A 20,219-nucleotide genomic window follows, 5' to 3' on the forward strand; every position below is an offset into this window, starting at 1 on the left:
ACCGGAGATGCCCATGCTTCCCCCCTTCGGACGACGCCTGCTGGGTGCCGGCCTGCCCGCTCTCCTCCTCGCCTGCATTCTTGGGGCGATGCTGTGGCACCAGCATCGCAGCGTCGAGCAGGTCGCATCCCGCAGCCGCGAGGAGCAGATGCGGCTGGTCGGGACCTTGCTCGGTTCGAGCTTCGATCAGGCCACCAGGTTCTCGCTCTCGCTCGCCGAATCCTTCGCGCGCAATGCCGAGGTTCGCGACGCGCTCGCCGCTGAAGACCGCACGCGGCTGCAAGCCCTGTCCCGGGACGCCTACCAGTATCTCAGCCGGCAGGCGAACGTGCAGATTTTCGGCTTTCACGACAAGGAGCTGCGCTACCTGCTGCGCATGCATCGCCCTGATCAGCATGGTGACGACATATCCGCGTTCCGGGCCATGATCGTCGCAGCCAACCGGTTGCGGCGCGCCCAGACCGGAATCGAGATCGGCATCGCCGGCATCGGCATCCGCGGCGTCGCGCTGGTCCAGCGTGGTGCTGAATTCTTCGGGACGATGGAGGTCGGGCTCGACCTTCGGCCGCTGATCGAGCTCGTCAAGACGGCGACGAACAGCGAGATCGCGATCGTGGCTGCCGCCTCCCTCACCGGCGTCGCGCTCGATCCGAAATTGCCTGCGGCCAGCGGCCTCAGCATCATGGCATCGACCGACGACCAGCTTTTCCTGGACCTGCTGCGTGCCCGGGGAACCCAACCGCAACGGGACATCGAGTTCGGCCGCAGGCAGATCGGCGAACGCAGCTACGCCTTCATGAGCCAGCCGTTGGTCGACTTCTCGGGCAAGCTGGTCGGCACCGTCCTGATGCTCAAGGAAGAGACCCGGTCCGACTGGGGCCGCCTGAACACCGAGCTATGGGTCATCGCGCTTTGCGGCGGGATTCTCGCCTTTGTCGGCTTTCTCGTATTGTCGCGCCCGCGGCGGGCCGTTGCATGATCGGCCGCCTGCTTTTCGTCCTCCCGATCCTCCTCGGCCTGGCTCAAGGCGCATGGGGCGAGGACAGAACGGGCAGCGGCAAGACTACGCTGCCGGAGGCCTCCGGCCTGCCCGTACGGGTGCATGTCGCGCTGCGCGTGCTGAATATCCTCGAGGTCAAGGAAGTCTCCGGGCAGGGGCGGTTGCACCTCGAATTGACGCAGCGTTGGCAGGACCCGCGCCTTGCCTTCGACGCTGTCGCGCGCGGCCTTGCCCGTGAGGATCGGGTCGGCGATGAGGCCGACGATCATCTCAAGACCATCTGGTCGCCCGGCCTCGCGCTCGACAACCAGATCGGTGACAAGGACGCCCGCATCGTCGCCCTTTCCGTGCATGCCGATGGCGAGGTGGTGTTGATCGAGCGCTTCGAAAGCGATTTCCGCTTTCGGATGAACATGGATGCCTTTCCCTTCGATCGGCAGAACCTGACGATCGGGCTCTCGCTTCCGCGTTACGCGCAGCAGGAGGCGATCATCCTGACGACGGAAGCCGACCGCCCCTTCTCCGGTGTCGAGGATGCGCTCTCGGTCGTCGACTGGCGGCCGGTCGGCCTGCGCTTCACCAACGATCTCGCGATCGGTTGGAATGCGCGCTCCTATTCGCGCCTCAACGCGACCGTGACGATCGCACGCTATGCCGAGCGCTATCACCTGCGCATCTTCGTTCCCATCATCGCGGTACTCGCGGTCTCGCTGTTCGTGCTGTGGTCTCCGGGTTTGAAGGAGCAGGACAAGGGAGGCCTGATCTTCTCGTCGCTGCTCGCCCTGGCCGCGATCAGCTTCACCTTCGAATCCTCGTTTCCCGGCTCGATCTCCCTCAATACCCCCGTCGCCGAGATGATTTCGCTCGGATACCTCTACCTCGTCACGGTGCTGATGTTCGAGATCGCGCTGTCGGTCGCGATTGCTCACCCCAGTTTCCGCTGGCGCGATCAGGCCGCCGATTTGCGCTGGCATCTGCGCTGGGCTGTGCCGGCGATGATGTTGATCATCTGCATCGGGGCAGCGGTCCGCGCCCTGCCTGGATAGTTCCGCTCGACCACCATCGCGCTCTCGAGACTCGCTCGAAGAGCGCGCGGTCCGGAAGGCTATCCGAAATCGCGTCATCATGGTCTGGTGAGCTCTGTGGGCCCGAATGGCCGCCATGGGCTAACGCGCCGATACTCCGCACGCGAGGCAGTGGTACGACTGCCAAGGGCGGCAAACCACATCAGCCAGCCCCCCTACTCGAAGAACAAGCTCGGTTTCGATTTCCGCGTCATTCGCGCAGCCGAGTTCGGTCCGGGCGAAACGAGGCAACTCGCCGACATGCGCAGATCCGGAACTGTCGAGGCGACAGCTGGCGGCGCTGACGTCCGGGCCGTATCGACCAAAATGGCCAACACCCTTGCTGCGTCAGCTCGCCCTCAGAAGACCTATAACCCGGTCAACCCGTCGAGAGTGCGGGAAGTCGATGCGATCAGGAGAGAGGGCCGGTCTAAGCTTCGCGAGAACAAAACGCGATGAAATCTATAACGGTGCCGGCCGGGCATTTGTAACGGGAGAGGTTAGACTATGGGTAAGTCTTTGATTTTAATGGCGCGGGCGACGGGGCTCGAACCCGCGACCTCCGGCGTGACAGGCCGGCACTCTAACCAACTGAGCTACGCCCGCGCTGGGCGGCTGAGGCATTCGCCGTCAGCGACGTGGTGAGTATTGCCCCCGGCCCGAAGTGTCAAGCGAGTGTCGCCGGCAAAATCACATCTGGGGAAAAATATCCTCGACCTCCCCTATTGGTCGCCTGCGCCCGCCCTGTTTTCCGGCGATGCGAGGCAGGGATCGAGCAGGACGTGACGCCTGTCCTGGCGGCTGTATCCGCCACGCAGGACCGCTTTATCGCCCGGTTTGAGATCGTTGGCGCCGTAGGTCACGCAGAGAACCCGGACGCCCGGCTCGGCGCAGACCGCGACATACCAGAGCGCGCCGTCCGTCCGGACGAGGCTCACCGTTCCCGCGATCGCCATGTCGACTCTCGAATCGGCAGGAATCGAATCGGGAAGCTGTGCCGCGATAGATTCGCAGCTCGCCGGCTTGCCGGGTTGCTCGGGGTGCGAGAAGGCCGGGCGACCGGTGAAGAAGGAATCGGGCAGCAGTGTCTGTGCCGCGCCCTGCCCCGAGACCAAGGCGAGTCCGACACAGGCAACGACACCCGCATAGCTCAGGACAGGACGAGGGCGGGTCGGGCAGCGCGTCTTCATGGCACCGGCAGGGTGACGATGAAGATGGCGGAATTCGGCCTCTGGGCGGCGTTTGCTGGCGGCCTGCCCGACAACGCTTGCGATGCGGCTGCCGAGGCCTTAAACGCGACCGCGTGGGGCGGTTAGCTCAGTTGGTAGAGCGTCTCCTTTACACGGAGAGGGTCGGCGGTTCGAGCCCGTCACCGCCCACCATAGCCAAATCGCTGATATCAAAGGATAATCAGAGTTTCAGCGACGCGAACGTACACCCGAATGTACACATCGGGAGCGTCGCGTGCGGCATGTATGGTTGCGAGGGTCCACGTTCTGGTTCTCCTTGCGGGTCCCTCGCCGTTTCATTCCTGTTTACGGCGTCACTCCAATCCGCGTGCGCATCGGCAAGGTGGATGCGATAGAGGCCCGGCGCCGAGCCCGTGTCATGGCTGCGCATTCGGATCTGGGGATGGATGCGGGAATGCAACGCGACGTTCTGATGCGAAGCTTGACGGCCCTTTCGGCCGAGCTCGATGTCCTTCGGCGCGATTGGATGTCGGCCGGCATGAAGATGCTGAACGCGCGCGAGAGTGCCGCGGAAGCCATCGAGGAACACGACTCCGAGATGGCCGAGCGGTGGAACCATGCCGCGGCGGTCCAGGAGGCCCGGCTCTCCGAGATCGACAACATCCGGAAGAGGCTGGCGAACCTCGGGACGGCGTTGGACTCCGACGGGATCGCCTGGGAAGCGGAGCGTCGGACCTATGAGCGCACCGTCGCGGCAGTCACGGTCGCCGCCGCCGAGGCGAAGGCTGCCCTCCTGGCCACCGTACCGGCTCCTCCCGTTCCTGCGTCAGAGGACCCCGACGCCTCTCCAGAATCCGATATCACCCGTGATACGCTGCTGAGCGTCGCCGCAACCCCTATCGTGAACTCCAGGTGCGTGGCTCTCAGTGCCGGAGGCAAGAACCGGTACGCCGATCACGTCCGTCACTCGCTGGCCAGCTTCCTGGAAATCGTGGGCGACAAGCCCCTCCGGAAGTACCTGCCATCCGATCTCCAGGACTATGCGAACGCGATGGCCAACGTGCCGCTCAACCTCGTGAAGCTCCGCGAGTTCCGAGGGATGACGCGCCAGGAGGCCGCAGAAGCCAATGCGCGGCTGAAACAGCCGAAGCCGTGCATGAAGACCGCAACGATCGATAAGTACGTCACAGAGGTACGGCACATCTGGCAGCGAGCCACCGCATCGGTCGCCGATATTCGGGACATCGGGGCAATATCCGTGACCATGCCTCGGAACGCTGCCCCCTCCCTCGATCGCGAGGGACTTCCCGCGGCCGATTTGACGACATGGTTCGCCGCGGCCGTGAAGCGTCGGGAACCTCATTATCGGTGGCTCCCGCTGCTCGGGCTGATCACCGGCATGCGACTGTCCGAGATCGTCTATCTCAAGCCCGGCGACATCGTTGACTTCGAAGGGCATCAGGTCTTCGACCTGCGGCGCTTCGTGACCAGTGGACGCCCTCTCAAGACCAAGACGAGCCGCCGAGTCGTGCCCGTGCATTCCCTGCTCCACGAAACAGGCTTCATGGCTTGGGTCCGGGACAACCGGCACAAGCCCTGGCTGTTTCCGGCGTTCCATGAAGCTGACGATCCCGCGGACGCGGCTCAGAAGCGAATGGGGTACTGGATGCAGAATCTCGGTGTTCACACGCCGAGCGTCGGAACCTTCCATAGCCTGCGGCACAACGCGAAATCCTGGCTCCGCATAGCCGCCAGCGAGCGTATCGCGGACCTGATGCAGGGGCACGCTCCGCGAACAGTCGGCGGACGTTACGGCTTCCGACTTCTGCAAGAGGAGGAAATCGCCAAGGTGATCGCTGCGTCTCCTCCGCGCAGCGTCGATTTCTCGCCGTATCTCCGGAAGCGGTAGAGGCAGGACACCGACCCCACCGACCAAGAGCCGGCCGGCTCGATGGTAGGCGGCGTTCCGGGATCTCGAAGCCGGCAGCACCTTTCCCGGAGAGAGCGAGCCCCCCTTCGTTTTGAATCCTTGCCCTTGGGGCAAGGAATTCCTCCGCCGATTGTTGACCTTTCCCATCGGTCGCTCGCCCCATGCCCTGGAAGAATGAACCTCATCGGCCCCGCAAGGGTGCCGAAGGCACGCTTGCGCTCGCCCTTGCGGGGCCGATGAGGTTCATTCAGGGCATACAGGGGGCGAGCGGCAGATGGGAAAGGCCGCTCCGGCGGGGAAGAGAGGAATACGTCCGTTCACGACCCTTGAAGGAAGTTGGGGTAGCGAGCAAACCGCCGCCTTAGAGCAGAGTAACGCTGGCTCGCCGAAGCTCGGAACCAAGGGCTGAAAAATCAACGCCGATGCGACAGCCTAAGCCGTAGCAGTCCCACTTGGCTTTATGAACTCAACGCCGATGTCCTTGTTCCTCCGCCACCGCAGGCGCACGCGCTGACGTTCGCCTTCGTAGGACAGTAGCAAATCAAATTCAGCCGGGAGCATCAAGCTTTCGGCAATTCGCAGCCGTGCCCCGCCGCGTGAAACATCAAGGACTATGCACTCGACGGATGCATTCAGGTGGTCCAGGAAACACTTGGCACGCGTATGAACTGACTGTCGATCTCCGCCCCGGCGTTCATGTTGACGCCTTCGGCGACGAGCCATGGAATACCGCAGCGGCTGGCCATCGATACCGGGGCCATCAATATGGTAACTGACCTGCCTAGCTATTGCTCGCTTAAGGGCTGAGTCTGCACGTTCGACTGCGGGTAGGGCCTCCTCCACGATACTTGGGTCGCAGGCCCCGGTCACACATTCGATCCTGAAATCGAGGTCGCTCACCGTCACCAGGAAGCTGACTTCGTTTGCGATCTGATTAATCTTCATTTCGAGTGCGGCTGTCGTCGCGACAGCGTTCAGCGCAACCACGAATGTTGAGTCCGGTCTTCGGCAAAAATATCCTAACTCTGAAATCGATAGGAGAAGTCGCTTTGCGAACTCACGCGTCAGTTCTTCGACAGCGACGAGCCCGAATTTCCGCGCGAAATAGCCGATATCGACGATTTGCATCGAGACGACACCAATCCTCCCCCTCGACTGGGATATCTCTTCATCAATTTTATGCAGCAATTCATGAGGAGAAAGTAGCCGTGATTGGCCATTTGACGGGTGCATGCAAGTGGTCTCATCACGGCAAGCTGACCGCCAGTTACCTTAGGTCATAAATAAATTCCTTGATATGGATCAAGCCCGGATCCTCCGTCGATCAGCAACCTGCCAATATCGGCGCGGTCGCTCAGGTTTTGAACGCCAGCTTCCGACCCATCTGCGACATTCGCCTGGGAACTCGTCTGTCGGCGTTTGACCTATGCATCGCCAGCAGGCAGCCTTGAACACATGGCCCCCCGGTCATTGCGCTGGCAGGCGCTCGCGGGGGGCGTGCAACGAGGTTCATCATGGCCGCCGGCATCGCACGTAGCAATCCTGCCCGTCGCTCTGACGGGTGAACCCGGGGCTGGCATACCCCGCCAGCCGCTCAGAGCCCCCCTCTACCCCCAAAGCAAAATTTGTTGACGACACAGCCCACCGCCTGGCCTCGGGCGGTCTTGGCGCCCGCATCCAGGCGTCCGTGCAGGCGCGGGGACCGCTGCCGGGAAAGTCGGACGCAGCCATCCTTCGCCTGTTCAGCCGCGTCCCTGCGGGCGTCGCGACCGATCCCCTCGCTTCCGCGCCATCGGCCGGCGCGAGGGGCGACGTCGCAGCGGCCCGCGAGGGCCGTCTTGCCAGCGGAGGAGCTACACCTACCCCCCTTCCAGAGAGGCAGGAGGAACACCAAAATTCTCCCACAACGAAACGGCGGTGGGATCTGAAGGCGGGGGTCGTGAAGATGCTCCGTCATGGCTTGAAACGTGACGAACGCGGCCCGGCTGTCTGCGGATGCGGCCGTGTCGGCTACGCCGTCGAGGAAGTGACGGTTCATCGCGGCGGTTCCGGAGAGAAACCTCGTGCATGGGTGTCGGGAGTGTATCGCTGCGGCTCCGGTTGGCTCTGTCCAACCTGCGCACCGGCGGTCGCTGCGGCGCGGGCGGCCCGCGTTCAGCGTGTGGTCGAATCCACGGCGGAGCGCGGCGGGCATTTCGTCATGGGCCTGGTCACCGTGAGCCACGACAGGACTGATAGCCTCGCCAGCGTGAAGGCGTTGGTGACCGAATCCTTCGCCGCCGCCCGGAATGGTTCGCCTTGGGATCGCATTCGGATTCGCGGGGGCATTCGGGGAGTGCTCGTCGCTCCCGAGGTTACTCATGGTACCCATGGCTGGCACTTCCACATCCATTTCGGAATGGCCTGCCTCGTCGAGAGCAAGGCCGCTGCCGCCACCGCGGGCGAGGCTTTGATTCAGCGCTTCATGCGCGCCGTCGAGAAACGCGGTGGCAAGGCCCTTCGTGATGGCCAAGGTGTCGCGGTGGCGGCTTCTCCGGAAGCGGCCGTCGAGTACATCTCGAAAGGAACCGCCTGGGAACTCGCTGCCGGGACAAGCGGCCATAAGGATCGCGTGGCGGGGCGGACGCAATGGGATATCGCGGAAGATGCCATCGCGGGCGATCAGGCCTCCTTCGCGCTTTGGCGTGAATATGCCGAAGTCATGCCCGGAACCCGATCCTGCGTCGTGTCGGCGGGGCTGGCGGCTGCCCTCGGGATCGAGCCTCACGACGATGACGACGAGCCGGGTGAGCAGGTGCTGACCGAGGAGGTTCGCGTCGTCGGCACGGTTTCGTCGCCGACCTGGACCCGAATTCTCCGCCTCGGTCTCGCCGGAACTTTCCTGGCCCGGATCGAAAGCGACGTCAGCTTGGACGGGACCGGCTTCGATGCAGCGCTGGCCGCGACCGTGGCCGAGGCCGATACCGCCTCCCTCCGGATCGAAATCGCGACGGCGCGCCGTCGCGACGCAGAACGGCAGGCATCGGCTGAGGCCGACCGGCTGATGGCGGTTCGCCGGGTCGCTTCCGCGGTTCGGTCTTCGACCGGCGCGGGGACGCGAGACCGGATCCGGCGCGCGATCCTCGCGGACGCTGCCGCCAATCCCGGTGTCGCGTCCCCCACCGCCGCGGAGATCCTACGGGAATTGGCGTCACGGCATTAACCGAGCCCCTCGAACAGGGGCTCCATTCCCGGCGCGAGCCCGCCAGGACGGTTGCGACGGCAGGTCGCCGCGACAGGAGAGCGCGATGGGAGTGGTGGTAAACGTACGGCAGCAGCCGAAGAGCTCGAAGTGGACGCGGGGCCTCGACGGCAGCTATCTGTCGGAGGCTTGGTTCACGAGCCCGATGATCTGCGTCGGACTCGAGGTTCGGAGGGCAGCGGCGCGGAGATGGTGCTGGCTCGTCTCCGATCATGACGGCGAGGGTGATGTCTGCGTGGTCGTCCGGAGCGGCCATGCCGATGGCATGGCGGAGGCGCGGGCGCTCGCGACCGCCGCCGCAGCGGCGGTACTCGACGATACGGCGAGGTTCATATCGGGCCGGGCAGCGTAGCCATACCGGCGCGGCGGAATGAGAATGCGGGGCGGCCTTCGGGTCGCCCCGTTCGCGTTCTGGAATCCCGCGGGAGCGTCCCCGAAGGGCCCCCGCGGCGCGGCCCTCGGAGAGCCGACGACTTTGACCGCAGAGAAAAGTTGTAGTCGGTCACTACAACTTTTTGCGCCGGTGGCTCTTGGGGCTCAGGCTCCCCGACATGGGCTACCAGTTCATCCACCTCGAAGCTTACGCCAGGAAGAACGACAAGGCTGGACGCTCGGTCGGCTGGGTCCTGGACGAAGCCGCGCGCGAACCCGGCGCGAGCCCGCATGTGGCGCAGCCGTTGCCGCCGGAAATCGTCCACGGCGTTGGGCTCGAAGAGGTTCGCCGCCTCCATGACGAAGCCTGTGCAAACACGAAGGTTGTGCTGGCGAACGGGAAGGAGCGGGCCGTCCGCAAGGACCAGAAGAGCCTCCTGACGATCGTGGCATCGCACCCCGCGTCAATGGATTGCGTTCGCGCCGATACCGCCGTGGCTGCCGATGTCTCTGCCTGGGAGTCGAGGACGTTGGAATGGCTGCGCGCCCAGTACGGCGACAACCTGATCTCGGTGATTCGTCATGTCGACGAGAGCCACCCGCACCTCCATGTCTACGTTCTGCCCGCTGACCTCCGCGCCGTCCGTCTTCATCCCGGGAACGAAGCCAAGCGGGTCATTGTCGCCGCCGGCCCGCAGGGCGACGAAGATGCCAAGGCTTTGAATCGCCGCGGCGACCAAGCCTACAAGGCGGCTATGAGAGCGTGGCAGGATGGCTACCACCAGCATGTCGGCGTTCCGTGCGGTCTCGCGCGCCTCGGCCCCGGCCGCCGTCGCCTTTCCCGAGAGGAATGGCAAGCGGAGAGGTCCGCTGCCGCCGCCACCAAGAACGCCATCGATCGCGCGGCCCGGATCGACACCCGCGCCCACGAACACGTCGCGAAGGCCAAGGCGGTGGCAAGCACGACGGTCGCGACGGCGCAGGAAAGGACAGCCGCGGCCGAGAAGCGGGCGACGGAGGCGAAAGCGCTCCAGGCCGTGGCCGTCGCCCGCGAGCGGGAGGCGACCCAAGCTCTGGACCGTGCCGGCCATCAGGAGCTGACCGCGAAGGCCCTCCGGGCTGCTGCCGAAGTTCGAGAACAGAAGGCCGCTGCAACCTTGGCTCATGCCGGCGGCGAGGCGGAGCGGATCGTCGCCGCTGCGCGGGCAAAGGCATCACGAATTTCTTCGTGGAGCGGGCGACTACGGGCGTTCTTCGACGGACTGCGGAAATCGACGATCGCTGAGACCGTCCGCCGCGGGATGGCGGCAGACCTCGACCGGGAACGCGCTCGGGCTGATGAGGCTGCACGTCGAGCACTTCATGAAGCTGAGCGGCGGCGTGAGGCGGAGCGGCGCGCGAGGTCCGCCGCCGAGTCCGTGCAGGCGACCGCGCGGGAACGCGATCAAGCCCGCCAAGAACTGGCAGCGCTGCGGCCCGCCGTTCCGGAAGCAAGCATGGGTAGGAGGATGGGGCGATGAAGAGACGGTCATGCATCGAAATCGCGGCAGCCCGTGCGCGCCACGCCCGGGAGCGGGTTCGTACGAGCCCAGCCCCGTTCTCGCCGCTGCGCGGGGAAATTGCATTCGCGGTGGTTTGGCTGGCGAGCCTGTTTTCGAATCTCGTGCTGGCCCCTTTCCGGACTCGCCCCGCTCCCGGCCCGGAGCCGAGTTCATATGAGCCAACGCCGCAGGAACTCGGCGTGCCGGGGCCGCTGCGACCTCGGCCACATGGGCGTCTGCTGCACGGCCGGTATCGCACTGTGCCGTCGCTGAAGCGAATCTTTCGCGATCTTCGCCGACCGGTCGCGCACGATGCCGCGCGAGCGGCGCTCATGGCGAGAGTGGGCAGTGATACGGATACACTATCGTGGGCGAATGGGCTGATAGACGCTGGCACGGAATGGCGGCTCGCCCTTCATGCTCGTCCCGGGATCCTGGATGCCGAGGTGGTCGCTGCGTGGCGAGTCCAGGCTAAGGCCGATCACGCTGCCGCGGAGGCTGAGGCCAAGGCGGCCCTCAAGGCCAGGATCGGCGCGGCGAACGCGGCCGAGGATGCCGTTGACGGTGGAGTCGGCCCCAGGCCGACCGGCCCCTGAACCCCACGATGGAGAACCCCACCCAAAGCGACTTCGTCGCTGTACGAGGCTCCTACGGCCTCGCTTCAGCGGTTTGAAGGCCAGAATGGGGGAAATATCCCCTCCTCTCGACGGCGGTCCTGCTCCAGTCCGATAACCGGGAACTCGCTTCGGATTGTTGACATTCGTGGCGGAAAACGTACACATCCATGTAGGAGTTCGGGCGTTTGACTGCGACGAAATTCTCCGATTTTCCTTGTGATACCAGCACCTTGAGCTGATTGGCCGGTGACCACCCGTCACCGCCCACCATGACCCCGACACCGAGGGTATCCGGCGATCAGGAGCGATCCCTGCGCCGCTTGGCAGCGGCATCAAGCCGGGCAATCCGGCGCATCGCTTCGTCGACCCCGCTCGCACCGACCAGCTTGAGGGGGTCCAGTGGATGGACGGCCTGCGCCAGCGCCCGCCGCACCGGCGCGGGGAGGCTATCGAACGCCGCCCAGCGATCCGGCGTCAATTGCCGCTTTGGAAAGCGTTGCCGCTTCATGACCTGCCGATCGGTTTCGCCTGCGAGGAAACAGGCTCAAGATGGCCATGGTCAGGTCCGCCGACAATGACCAGCGCTGCGCCCAAACGAAAACCGCCGGCGCTTGCGCGCCGGCGGCTCGTTCCTTCAAGACCGGAGGTCAGTGGGCGACGACGCCCGCTGCGTCGTCGTCCGTGCCCTTGGGCAGCGGGGCCTTGAGATCCTCCTCCCAGACGATCGGAACCGGCTGGCGGGTCAGCGCGTGCTGGAGCACCTGCTCCATGCGCGCGACCGGAATGATCTCCATGCCGTCCTTCACCGACTTGGGAAGGTCGATCAGGTCCTTGGCGTTTTCCTCAGGGATCAGCACCTTCTTGATGCCGCCACGGAGCGCCGCCAGGAGCTTCTCCTTCAGACCGCCGATCGGCAGCACCCTGCCCCGCAGCGTGACCTCACCGGTCATGGCGACGTCGCGATTGGTCGGGATGCCGGTCAGGATCGAGACGATGGTGGTCGCCATCGCGATACCGGCAGACGGGCCGTCCTTCGGGGTCGCCCCTTCGGGAAGGTGGACGTGGATGTCACGCCGGTCGAAGAGCGGCGGCTCGATGCCGAAATCGACGGCCCGCGAGCGGACATAGGATGCCGCCGCCGAGATCGATTCCTTCATCACGTCGCGCAGGTTGCCGGTGACGGTCATGCGGCCCTTGCCGGGCATCATGACGCCCTCGATCGTCAGCAATTCGCCGCCGACCTCGGTCCAGGCCAGACCGGTGACGACACCGACCTGGTTCTCCGTCTCCGCCATGCCGTAGCGATAGCGCGGCGGGCCGAGATACTCTTCCAGCAGCGGCTCATCGACGACCACCTTGGCCTTCTTGCCAAGCACGATGTCCTTCACGCCCTTGCGGACCGTGTTGGAGATCTCGCGCTCGAGATTACGGACACCGGCCTCGCGGGTGTAACGCCGCACCAGGGTCTGCAGGGCGCCGTCGGTGATCGACCATTCCTTGCCGTCGAGCCCGTGCTTCTTGATCGCATTCGCGATCAGGTGCTTGCGCGCGATCTCAGTCTTCTCTTCCTCGGTGTAGCCGGCAATGCGGATCACCTCCATGCGGTCCAGAAGGGCCGGCGGGATGTTCAGCGTGTTCGCCGTGGTCACAAACATCACGTTCGACAGGTCGTAATCGACCTCGAGGTAATGGTCGTTGAAGGTCGAGTTCTGCTCGGGGTCGAGCACCTCCAGCAGGGCAGCCGAGGGATCGCCACGGAAGTCCTGACCCATCTTGTCGATCTCGTCGAGCAGGATGAGCGGGTTCGAGGTCTTGGCCTTCTTCATCGACTGGATGATCTTGCCGGGCATCGAGCCGATATAGGTGCGGCGGTGACCGCGGATCTCGGCCTCGTCACGCACGCCGCCGAGCGACATGCGCACGAACTCGCGGCCGGTCGCCTTGGCGATCGACTTGCCTAGCGAGGTCTTGCCGACGCCCGGAGGGCCGACGAGGCACAGGATCGGACCGGCGAGCTTGTTGGCGCGCTGCTGCACGGCGAGATATTCGACGATGCGGTCCTTGACCTTGTCGAGGCCGAAATGATCGTCGTCGAGCACCAGCTGGGCGGCGTTCAGATCCTTCTTGATCTTCGAGCGCTTGTTCCAGGGGATGCCGAGCATCCAGTCGAGATAGTTGCGCACCACGGTCGCTTCCGCGGACATCGGCGACATCTGGCGCAGCTTCTTCAGCTCCGCCGTCGCCTTGTCGCGGGCTTCCTTGGTCAGCTTGGTCTGGGCGATGCGCTCTTCCAGCTCGGCCAGCTCGTCACGGCCTTCCTCGCCGTCGCCCAGCTCCTTCTGGATCGCCTTCATCTGCTCGTTGAGATAGTACTCGCGCTGGGTCTTCTCCATCTGGCGCTTGACGCGCGAGCGGATGCGCTTCTCGACCTGAAGCACGGACATCTCGCTTTCCATCAGCGAGAGCACCTTCTCCAGGCGGTGGGCGACGTTGGTGATCTCCAGCACGCCCTGGCGATCGGCGATCTTGACCGCCAGATGCGAGGCGACGGTATCGGCGAGCTTGGTCGGCTCGTCGATCTGCGTGACCGCGGCGACGATCTCGCCCGAGATCTTCTTGTTGAGCTTCACATAGCTCTCGAACTCGCTGACGACCGAGCGGGCGAGCGCCTCGACTTCGACCTTCTTGCCTTCTTCCTCGGCCAGGCCGGTGGCCTCGGCCTCGTAGAAGGATTCGCTGGCCGCATAGGACGAGGCCTTGGCGCGGCCGACGCCCTCGACCAGCACCTTCACGGTGGAGTCGGGCAGCTTCAGGAGCTGCAGCACGCGGGCGAGCGTACCGATCTCGTAGATCTCGTTGGGCTGCGGGTCATCGTCGCCGGCGTTCTTCTGGGTCGCCAGCAGGATGAGCCCGTCCGTCTTCACCACTTCCTCGAGCGCGCGGATGGACTTCTCGCGGCCGACGAAGAGCGGGACGATCATGTGGGGGAAAACGACGATGTCGCGCAAAGGCAGAACCGGGAAGGTGCCGGTCTCGCCTGGGACGAAGGGGGCGCGTGGCGTCGAGCCAGTCATGGCAATTCCTTTGCAGTTGCGCCCGGCGGACCCCCGAGATGGGCGGAGCGATCGGACGTGTGCGGCCAAGGCGACCATTCGCCCCTCCGCCCTCGCGCATCGCACCCTCATCAGGCATGCGACTCTCGCAAGTGCACCTAAAGTGGAGACTTCCTCGCCGGCTTTCAAGCGAGGTATCCGGTTCATGCACTACAGCCTTGCATGGCCGGAGGGTCGGAGAAATTCCTATCCTTCAGCTTTGAATTCGCAGTGCTTTTTGCTCAGGCAATCTGGCCGTCATTGCGAGGAGCGGAGCGACGAAGCAATCCGGAAGGACTGGGCTGGAGCGTTCGACCCGGTTCCCCTGGATCACTTCGCTGCGCTCGCGATGACGTTCATAGCCGGATCGGGGGCATCTCATGTGTCGATTTCGGATCGGACTGTCGCGGCGCGAAACCGCCTTCAGCCCCATGCCGCCTGAAACGCAAAACGCGCGCCAAGGGCGCGCGTCCTGTTGTCGCAATGCAGGAGAGATCAGGAGGCCGAGGCCGTCTTCGTCTCGTCCTCGCGCTCCGCATAGATGAAGAGCGGGCGCGCCTTGTTCTCGACAGCCTCGGGGCCGATCACGACCTGCTCGACGCCTTCCAGGCCGGGCAGTTCGTACATGGTCTCGAGCAGAATGCCTTCCATGATCGAACGCAGGCCGCGCGCGCCGGTCTTCCGCTCGATCGCCTTGCGGGCGATCAGGCTGACGGCCTCGTCGGTGAAGGTGAGCTGGGTATCCTCCATCTCGAACAGGCGCTGATACTGCTTGACCAGCGCGTTCTTCGGCTCGGTCAGGATGGTCTTCAGCGCCGGCTCGTCGAGATCCTCCAGCGTCGCCAGGACCGGCAGGCGGCCGACGAACTCGGGAATCAGGCCGAACTTCAGGAGATCCTCGGGCTCGACCTGACGGAAGATCTGGCCGATGCGGCGATCATCCGGGGCCTCGACCTTGGCGCCAAAGCCGATCGAGGTGCCCTTGCCGCGGCTCGAAATGATCTTGTCGAGACCAGCGAAGGCGCCGCCGCAGATGAAGAGGATGTTCGTGGTGTCGACCTGCAGGAACTCCTGCTGCGGATGCTTGCGCCCGCCCTGCGGCGGCACGGAGGCGACGGTGCCTTCCATGATCTTGAGCAGCGCCTGCTGGACGCCCTCGCCCGAGACATCGCGGGTGATCGAGGGATTGTCCGACTTACGGCTGATCTTGTCGATCTCGTCGATATAGACGATGCCGCGCTGCGCCCGCTCGACATTGTAGTCGGAGGCCTGGAGCAGCTTGAGGATAATGTTCTCGACGTCCTCGCCGACATAGCCGGCCTCGGTCAGCGTCGTCGCATCGGCCATGGTGAACGGCACGTCGAGGATGCGGGCCAGCGTCTGCGCGAGCAGCGTCTTGCCCGAGCCGGTCGGCCCGATCAGCAGGATGTTCGACTTCGCGAGCTCGACGTCGTTCTGCTTCGTCGCATGCGAGAGGCGCTTGTAGTGGTTGTGCACCGCCACGGAGAGCACCTTCTTGGCGTGCTCCTGGCCGATGACGTAGTCGTCGAGGACCTTGCGGATCTCCTTCGGGGTCGGCACGCCGTCCTTCGACTTCACCAGCGCGGATTTCGATTCCTCGCGGATGATGTCCATGCAGAGCTCGACGCATTCATCGCAGATGAACACGGTCGGGCCCGCAATGAGCTTGCGCACCTCATGTTGGCTCTTGCCGCAGAAAGAGCAGTAAAGCGTGCTCTTCGAGTCGCCGCCGGGCTTGTTAGCCATCCGTCCATCTCCAGTTCGGGAGCCGGAAGCCGCATCGCCCGTGGCGCCTGCAGCCGTCGTCTCTCCGTCATACTTAAGCGCTCAGATCACGATGATTAGGTTAACGGCCCGTTCCGGTACATTCGGATACGCAGGGCCGGCCCAAGCCGGATCAGAATGGAGCGCCAGTCCGCTCACCCCCGACCCCATGCAAACACGGGGCCGTCCCTCATTCAATATGGGGGCTCGGATGAGCCGGGCCAACCCACAGGATCGCGAGCGCCCGATCAAGCCTCGGCCTCCGGCCGGCGCTCCATGACCTTGTCGATGAGGCCGAACTCCTTGGCCTGCTCGGCGGTCATGAAATTGTCGCGCTCCAGCGCGGCGTGGATGTCTTCGTAGGAGCGTCCGGTATGCTTCACGTAGATCTCGTTCAGCCGCTTCTTCAGGCTCTCGACTTCCCTGGCATGGATCAGGATGTCGGTGACCTGGCCCTGGAAACCGCCGGAGGGCTGGTGAACCATGATGCGCGCGTTCGGCAGGGCGAAGCGCATGTCCTTGGCGCCGGCCGTCAGCAGGAGCGAGCCCATCGAGGCGGCCTGGCCGATGCAGACCGTCGTCACCGGGCAGCGGATCAGCTGCATGGTGTCGTAGATCGAGAGGCCGGACGTCACCACGCCGCCCGGCGAATTGATGTAGAAGGAGATCTCCTTCTTGGGATTCTCGGCCTCGAGGAAGAGGAGCTGCGCCACGATCAGCGACGCCGAGTAATCCTCGACCGGGCCGGTCAGGAAGATGATGCGCTCGCGCAGCAGGCGCGAATAGATGTCGAAGGCGCGCTCGCCGCGGCTCGACTGCTCGACCACCATCGGGACGAGATTGTTGTAGGTCTCGAGCGGATCGCGAAGCATGGATCTGTCCTTGAGGTGAAGGCGCCGGGCAACCGGCGAAACATCGAATCGGCGGCGTTTAGGAAGCCACCCACATAAGCACGGCAATCGCGGCTGAAAAGGGAAGCGCCGCCGGTCGCGAAGGCCGGCGGCGCGATAGCTGTCGTTAAGGTTGCCGTGAGGCTCAGGCGGAGGCGTCGTCGGCCTTGGCTTCGGCCTTCTTCGTCTTCTTGGCGGCAGCCTTCTTCGGCTTGGCCTCGGTGGCTTCCTCGGCATCGTCGTCGGCGTAGAGCGCCTCGCGCGAAACCGTCTGGTCCTCGACCTTCACCTGACCGAGCAGATGGTCGACGACCTTCTCCTCGAAGATCGGGGCGCGGATTTCAGCCAGAGCCTGCGGGTTCTTGCGATAGAAGTCCCAGACCTGCTTCTCCTGGCCCGGGAACTGACGGGCGCGCTCGATCAGGGCCTGCGTGACCTCGTCATCCGAGATCTGGACCTTGGCCTGCTCGCCGATCTCGGCCAGCACGAGGCCCAGGCGCACGCGGCGCTCGGCGATCTTGCGGTAGTCGGCGCGGGCGGCGTCCTCGGTGGTGTCTTCGTCGGCGAAGGTCTTGTTGGCCTGCTTCATGTCGGCCTCGACCTGGCTCCACACGCTGGCGAACTCCTGCTCGACCAGGGTCGGCGGCAATTCGAAGGTGTACTTGCCGTCGAGCGCGTCGAGCAGGCCCTTCTTGAGCTTGCGGCGCGACTGAGCGGTGAAGTCACGGCCGATCTGCTCGCTCACGGCTTCCTTGAGCTTGTCGAGCGACTCCATGCCGAAGGCCTTGGCCAGCTCGTCATTGATCTCGATGGCGTCCGGGCCCTGCACGTCGGTGACGGTGACCTCGAACTCGGCCGGCTTGCCGGCGAGGTTCTCGGCCGCATAGTTCTCGGGGAAGGTCACCTTGACGGTGCGGGTCTCGCCAGTCTTGGCGCCCTCGAGCTGCTCCTCGAAGCCGGGAATGAACTGGCCGGCGCCGAGATCGAGCGGGATGCCCTCGCCCGTACCGCCGTCGAACTTCTCGCCGTCGAGCGTGCCGACGAAGGAGATGATCAGGCGGTCGCCCTTCTCGGCCTTGGCCTTCTCGCCCTTGGTGGAGTAGCTGCGGTTGCCGGAGGCCATGCGCAGCAGCGCGGCGTCGACATCGGCGTCCGGAACCTCGGCGACCGGCTTGACCAGCGAGACGTCCGAGAGATCGGCGAGCTCGATCTTCGGGAGAACCTCAAGCGCGACGGTGAAGGCGAGATCGCCCTTGGCCTCCATCGCGGCCTCGATCTCTTCCTTGTTCTCGGGGAAGCGGATCTGCGGCTCGAAGGCGAGCTTCAGGTTGTTGTCGGCGACGATCTTCTGGTTCGCCTCGTTGACGGCGTTCTGCAGAACGTCGGACATGACCGAGCGGCCATAGAGGCGGCGCAGATGCGCGACCGGCACCTTGCCCGGGCGGAAGCCGTTGATCTTGGCCTTGCCCTGGAGGTCCTGGAGGCTGCCATCGAGCCTGGTCTTCAGGTCGGCGGCGTTCAGCACCACCTGGAATTCGCGCTTGAGGCCCTGGGACAGGGTTTCGGTCACGTTCATTTTTCTACCGCCAACAGCTCGTTTACGTCTCAATGTCCAAAGCGCGACGCCGGTTTCGACCGCCGCCGCGCTCGCGAAAAACTAGACCGATGGTGCGGGCGGAGGGACTCGAACCCCCACGACTTTCGCCGCTGGTACCTAAAACCAGTGCGTCTACCAATTCCGCCACGCCCGCCGGCCGATAGCGCTGCGCGCGAGCAAACGCAGCGCGGCCATCGTCAAGCCGCAGGCCTATACGCATTTCGGCCGGGCCATGCAGCAAAAAAATGACGGTTCTGCAAATCGGCCTTTCCGGCGGGCATTTGCAAGCCAGGCAGGAACCGGCTCTCGCCAGAGCCGTTCGACCGGATTATGCGGTATGGCATGACGAAACCGCCCGCCGCCGTCCTGCCCCCGCTCACGCGCCGCCAATGGCTGGCGGGGCTCGCCGGCACCAGCCTGCTCGCGCCACGGGCGGGTTTCGCACAAGCGCAAGCTCCCACGGCCAAGCCCATCCCCGAACCGCAGCGGCAGACGCTCGTTGCCGGGCCGACGAAGGTGCGCCTGCGCCCATCGCCGCCCGTCGAGACCGAAATCTGGGCTTTCGACGGCGCCACGCCCGCCCCGCCGCTGCGAATCAGGCAGGGCGAGACCCTGGCCCTCAAGCTCGAGAACAAGACGACCGCCCCGCTCGACCTGCATTGGTACGGCCTGCGCGGCGAGGCTGAGCGCGACGGCGCCGCCAGCTTCACGCGCCCGCCGATCGCGCCCGGAGAGACCGGCGCATTCCGGATCACGCCGCAAGATTCGGGCACCCTGCTCTATCGCCCGCTCCGGGCCAGCATCTCATCCGAGCCTGCCGGCCGAGGCCTGAGCGGGCTGCTCATCGTCTCCGAGAAGGAGCCGCCGGCAGTCGATCTCGATCTGCCGGTCCTCGTCACGGACTGGCTCATCGGCGACGACCAGGCGATCCAGCCCTTCGTGCCGCAGGGCAACGCCGCGGCCTCGGCCGGACGCCTCGGCAGTTGGGTCACCGTCAACGGTCGCTCGCCGCCGCTGCCGATCACCGCCCGGCCGGGCGCGCGCATCCGCCTCAGGCTCGCGAATGCCTGCAACGCCCGGATCATGCGTTTGCGCTTCGACGGCGGAAAGGCGACCGTGATCGCGGTCGACAGCCAGCCGACCGAGAGTTTCGAACCCGTGCGTTCGCAACTGCCCTTCGCGCCGGGCACGCGTTACGACGTCATCCTCGACCTGCCGATCGAGGTCGGCGCCGCCGTGAATATCAGCGCGCTGATCGGCGGCGGGCTGCCATTGGTCAGGATCGTCACGGCAGGCCAGCCGCAAGTGCCGCCTGCGGCCGCGCCGGCCCTCAAGCTCAACCCTGCCCTGCCCCTCGGCGTGCGCATGCAGGATGCGCTTCGTCCCGAACTCGTGATCGAGGGCGGAGCGAGGCTGACCGAGGATCAGAAGCTCGATTTCTCGGGCGTCGACCTCGCCACCCCCTGGCGGGTCAATGGCGGCACCGGCTCGTTCGAGGGCAAGCCGCTGTTCAGCGTCAAGCGCGGCACGCCGATCGTGATGGCGATCGACAACCGCACCGCCTTCGTCCAGCCGTTCCACGTCCATGGCCACAGCTTCCGGCTGCTGCATCCGCTCGACGACGGCTGGGAGAACTATTTCCTGGACACCGTGCAGATTCCCGAGCGCAAGAAGCTGCACATCGCCTTCATCGCCGACAACCCCGGCCGCTGGCTGATCTCGTCGACGGTGCTGGAGCGCTTCGACCTCGGGCTGTGGAGCTGGTTCGAGGTGACGTGAAGGCAAAGGCGTGGAAACACCCTGTCATCCCGGACAAGCGGCGAAGCCGCGCCGATCCGGGATCCATGCCTGAGCCTTCACCGGAAACGTTCCGGAATGGATCCCGGGTCTCCCTACGGTC

At 64.9% G+C, this 20,219-nt stretch carries 14 protein-coding genes and 3 tRNA genes; 8 read left to right on the forward strand and 9 right to left on the reverse strand.

Annotation, left to right across the window (positions count from 1 at the left end; translation table 11 throughout):
* Positions 1-13 precede the first annotated feature (13 nt).
* The gene (locus tag AC6RIC_RS16470; RefSeq protein ID WP_499733137.1) at positions 14-979 is read left to right on the forward strand and encodes a cache domain-containing protein; all 966 of its coding nucleotides are present in this window, start codon (positions 14-16) and stop codon (positions 977-979) included.
* The gene (locus AC6RIC_RS16475) at positions 976-2,046 is read left to right on the forward strand and encodes a neurotransmitter-gated ion-channel ligand-binding protein (RefSeq protein WP_499733138.1); all 1,071 of its coding nucleotides are present in this window, start codon (positions 976-978) and stop codon (positions 2,044-2,046) included. Before AC6RIC_RS16470 ends, AC6RIC_RS16475 begins: the two co-directional genes overlap by 4 nt.
* Before the next feature lie 547 nt (positions 2,047-2,593).
* On the opposite strand, the gene AC6RIC_RS16480 is transcribed toward AC6RIC_RS16475, so the two are convergent.
* Both AC6RIC_RS16480 and AC6RIC_RS16485 read right to left on the reverse strand, forming a co-directional pair.
* Positions 2,594-2,670 (reverse strand) — tRNA-Asp (locus AC6RIC_RS16480).
* Positions 2,671-2,786: 116 nt separating this feature from the next.
* Positions 2,787-3,254, reverse strand: a complete 468-nt coding sequence (locus tag AC6RIC_RS16485) for a hypothetical protein (RefSeq protein ID WP_499733139.1) — start codon at positions 3,252-3,254, stop codon at positions 2,787-2,789.
* Positions 3,255-3,370: 116 nt separating this feature from the next.
* Here AC6RIC_RS16485 and AC6RIC_RS16490 point away from each other — a divergent pair.
* Together AC6RIC_RS16490 and AC6RIC_RS16495 are read left to right on the forward strand one after the other, a co-directional pair.
* Positions 3,371-3,446, forward strand: a tRNA-Val gene (locus tag AC6RIC_RS16490).
* Between the two features lie 226 nt (positions 3,447-3,672).
* On the forward strand, positions 3,673-5,163 hold the full coding sequence (locus AC6RIC_RS16495; RefSeq protein ID WP_499733140.1) for a site-specific integrase: 1,491 nt from the start codon (positions 3,673-3,675) through the stop codon (positions 5,161-5,163).
* A gap of 453 nt (positions 5,164-5,616) precedes the next feature.
* On the opposite strand, the gene AC6RIC_RS16500 is transcribed toward AC6RIC_RS16495, so the two are convergent.
* Positions 5,617-6,312 (reverse strand): PilZ domain-containing protein, encoded by a 696-nt coding sequence (locus tag AC6RIC_RS16500; RefSeq protein ID WP_499733141.1) that lies wholly within the window; start codon positions 6,310-6,312, stop codon positions 5,617-5,619.
* A gap of 559 nt (positions 6,313-6,871) precedes the next feature.
* On the opposite strand from AC6RIC_RS16500, the gene AC6RIC_RS16505 reads away from it, so the two are divergent.
* The 3 genes from AC6RIC_RS16505 (at position 6,872) to AC6RIC_RS16515 (ending at position 10,317) form a co-directional block, all read left to right on the forward strand.
* Complete coding sequence (locus AC6RIC_RS16505) at positions 6,872-8,386, forward strand: hypothetical protein (RefSeq protein WP_499733142.1); 1,515 nt, start codon at positions 6,872-6,874, stop codon at positions 8,384-8,386.
* Positions 8,387-8,471: 85 nt separating this feature from the next.
* Positions 8,472-8,777, forward strand: coding sequence for a hypothetical protein (locus AC6RIC_RS16510; protein ID WP_499733143.1), 306 nt, complete (start codon positions 8,472-8,474; stop codon positions 8,775-8,777).
* A gap of 199 nt (positions 8,778-8,976) precedes the next feature.
* On the forward strand, positions 8,977-10,317 hold the full coding sequence (locus tag AC6RIC_RS16515) for a hypothetical protein (RefSeq protein ID WP_499733144.1): 1,341 nt from the start codon (positions 8,977-8,979) through the stop codon (positions 10,315-10,317).
* Positions 10,318-11,253: 936 nt separating this feature from the next.
* Here the strand turns inward: AC6RIC_RS16515 and AC6RIC_RS16520 are convergent.
* The 6 genes from AC6RIC_RS16520 to AC6RIC_RS16545 all read right to left on the reverse strand — a co-directional run bounded on the left by AC6RIC_RS16520 (position 11,254) and on the right by AC6RIC_RS16545 (position 18,473).
* Positions 11,254-11,463, reverse strand: a complete 210-nt coding sequence (locus AC6RIC_RS16520; RefSeq protein WP_499733145.1) for a hypothetical protein — start codon at positions 11,461-11,463, stop codon at positions 11,254-11,256.
* 139 nt (positions 11,464-11,602) lie between these two features.
* Complete coding sequence (lon, locus tag AC6RIC_RS16525; protein ID WP_454657290.1) at positions 11,603-14,029, reverse strand: endopeptidase La; 2,427 nt, start codon at positions 14,027-14,029, stop codon at positions 11,603-11,605.
* Positions 14,030-14,542: 513 nt separating this feature from the next.
* Complete coding sequence (clpX, locus tag AC6RIC_RS16530) at positions 14,543-15,814, reverse strand: ATP-dependent Clp protease ATP-binding subunit ClpX (RefSeq protein ID WP_199092832.1); 1,272 nt, start codon at positions 15,812-15,814, stop codon at positions 14,543-14,545.
* 266 nt (positions 15,815-16,080) lie between these two features.
* The gene (locus AC6RIC_RS16535) at positions 16,081-16,704 is read right to left on the reverse strand and encodes an ATP-dependent Clp protease proteolytic subunit (RefSeq protein ID WP_454657291.1); all 624 of its coding nucleotides are present in this window, start codon (positions 16,702-16,704) and stop codon (positions 16,081-16,083) included.
* Between the two features lie 163 nt (positions 16,705-16,867).
* Positions 16,868-18,298 carry a trigger factor gene (tig, locus tag AC6RIC_RS16540; RefSeq protein ID WP_499733146.1) on the reverse strand — a complete coding sequence of 477 codons (1,431 nt, stop codon included), beginning with the start codon at positions 18,296-18,298 and terminating at the stop codon, positions 16,868-16,870.
* A gap of 90 nt (positions 18,299-18,388) precedes the next feature.
* Positions 18,389-18,473, reverse strand: a tRNA-Leu gene (locus AC6RIC_RS16545).
* Positions 18,474-18,661: 188 nt separating this feature from the next.
* Here AC6RIC_RS16545 and AC6RIC_RS16550 point away from each other — a divergent pair.
* Positions 18,662-20,098: a multicopper oxidase family protein gene (locus AC6RIC_RS16550; protein WP_499733147.1), complete on the forward strand. Its 1,437-nt coding sequence runs from the start codon at positions 18,662-18,664 to the stop codon at positions 20,096-20,098.
* Positions 20,099-20,219 lie beyond the last annotated feature (121 nt).

This window comes from Allobosea sp. TBD101, assembly GCF_059817965.1.